General features: G+C 68.9%; 2 protein-coding genes. Both read right to left on the reverse strand.

Annotated features, from left to right (window positions below; all coding sequences use genetic code 11):
• Positions 1 to 149: 149 nt before the first annotated feature.
• Positions 150 to 1,577 (reverse strand): ammonium transporter, encoded by a 1,428-nt coding sequence (gene amt, locus ACVOME_RS18630; RefSeq protein ID WP_053520267.1) that lies wholly within the window; start codon positions 1,575 to 1,577, stop codon positions 150 to 152.
• A 22-nt stretch (positions 1,578 to 1,599) separates the two neighbouring features.
• The gene (locus ACVOME_RS18635) at positions 1,600 to 1,938 is read right to left on the reverse strand and encodes a P-II family nitrogen regulator (protein ID WP_004134334.1); all 339 of its coding nucleotides are present in this window, start codon (positions 1,936 to 1,938) and stop codon (positions 1,600 to 1,602) included.
• Positions 1,939 to 2,307: the final 369 nt, after the last annotated feature.

Genomic DNA, 2,307 nt, shown 5'->3' on the forward strand with positions numbered 1-2,307 from the left:
GTGGGGGGGCTGGCCCTTTTTGGGGCGGTCGGGGGTGGTTTGGTGCTTGGGGGGGCCGGGGGGGGGGGGGGGGGGCCGTGCGGCCCGCCCCGGGGAAGCCCCGGGCGGCACAGCGTGCGGGCGGCCCTTCCGGACCGCCCGCCCCTGCATCAGGCCTCGTACGCGGATTCGCCGTGCGAGGTGACGTCCAGGCCGGTACGTTCGGCCTCTTCGGTCACGCGCAGGCCGACCACCACCTTCACCAGCAGCAGGATGACCGCGGTCACCACGGCGGACCAGACCACCGTCAGGCCGACGCTGACCACCTGCACCCACACCTGGTGGCCGATATCCAGATCGGCCTTGGTGCCGCCCAGCGACTGCGCACTGAACACACCGGTGAGGATCGCGCCGACGATGCCGCCGACGCCGTGCACGCCGAACACGTCGGCCGTGTCATCCACCTTCAGCAGGCGCTTGAGACCGGTGACGCCCCACACGCAGACGGTGCCGGCGACGAAACCAATGACGATGGCACCCAGCGGCCCGACCGTGCCGCACGCGGGCGTGATGCCGACCAGGCCGGCCACCGCGCCGGAGGCCGCACCCAGCGCCGACGGCTTGCCCTTGCCGATGGCTTCCACCAGCGTCCAGCCCAGCACTGCGGCGGCGGTGGCCAGCACGGTGTTGAGGAAGGCCAGCGATGCCACGGTATCGGCCGCGGCGGCGGAGCCGGCGTTGAAGCCGAACCAGCCCACCCACAGCAGCATCGCGCCGATGTAGGTGAACGGTACGTTGTGCGGCTTCAGCGCGGTCTGGCCGTAGCCGAGGCGCTTGCCGACGAACCACGCGGCGACCAGGCCGGCAACGCCGGCGTTGATGTGCACCACGGTACCGCCAGCGAAGTCGATCGCGCCCAGCTCACCCAGGTAGCCACCGCCCCAGACGATATGCGCCATCGGGATGTAGCTGAAGGTGAACCACAATGCCGAGAACAGCAGCACCGCACGGAACTTGATGCGCTCGGCGAAGGCACCGACGATCAGCGCGGTGGTGATGCCGGCGAAAGTCGACTGGAAGGCGACGAACAGATAATCCGGCAGGCCCGCGATCGGCGTGTTGCCCACCGAGTCGGGCGTGAAGCCCTTCAGGAACGCGAACTCGGTGAATGAACCGAAGAACGGATTGCCGGCGCTGAACACCGCGCTGTAGCCGTAGGACACCCACAGCAGCAGCACCAGCGAGAACACCACCAGGATCTGGCTCAGCACGGACAGCACGTTCTTCGAACGCACCAGGCCGCCGTAGAACAGGGCCAGGCCCGGCACCACCATCAACAGCACCAGCAGGGTGGAGGTCAGCATCCAGGCGACGTCGCCGTGATCGAAGGCCGGGGCCGCAGCCTCGGCAGCCGCGGGAGCGGCGGCGGCCGGTGCCTGCAGCGGCTCGACCGCTACCGGTTCACTGCTCAACGGTGTCACCTGGGCCTGGGCGTGGGCGTTGCCCGGCCAGACGCCCGCGGCCAGCGCGCTGAGCAGCATCAGCAGGCACACGAGATGGAACCGGGCTTGCCACCCGGTAAGAAGGCGCATCTTCATTGGGGGAGTCTCCGGAAGGGGGTTACAGCGCGTCTGCACCGATTTCGCCGGTGCGGATGCGGATGACCTGTTCGACGGCGGTGACGAAGATCTTGCCGTCACCGATCTTGCCGGTACCTGCCGACGATTGGATCGCCTCGATCACCGCATCGGCGCGCTCGTCGGTGACCACGGTTTCGATCTTGATCTTGGGCAGGAAATCGACGACGTACTCTGCGCCGCGGTACAGCTCGGTATGGCCCTTCTGGCGGCCGAAGCCTTTCACTTCGGTCACGGTGATGCCCGACACGCCAGCATCGGAGAGGGCCTCGCGGACCTCGTCGAGCTTGAACGGTCGGATGATGGCGGAGATCAGTTTCATGCGCATGTCCCGATGGTGGATGGGGCCAGCGCGCCAACGCGCGATGGCATCAGGCAACCACGGGCCATCACATCGATGGCCGTGGCTGTTGCACCGGACACGAACGGGGCCGGGACGGTCGTGCCTCTCTCCTTGCACGACCGACGCGGGAGGGAGGGCGGCCCATGTCGCGTATCCGGTCTCTCTTGCCCCTGGATCAACGGACCCACGGTCCGCTCTACCACGGTGGGCCGGAGCCCACCCTGCGGCTCCCCAGCCGCAAAGATCGGAGGCGATGGGGGGGGGGGGGGTGGGGGCTCCCGCCCCCCGAGGCCGCCCGGGAACAGGGGGTGTTAACCGGGGTTTTCACAGGGGGGGGGGCCCCGCGGG

This window comes from Stenotrophomonas sp. STEN008, from assembly GCF_056760435.1.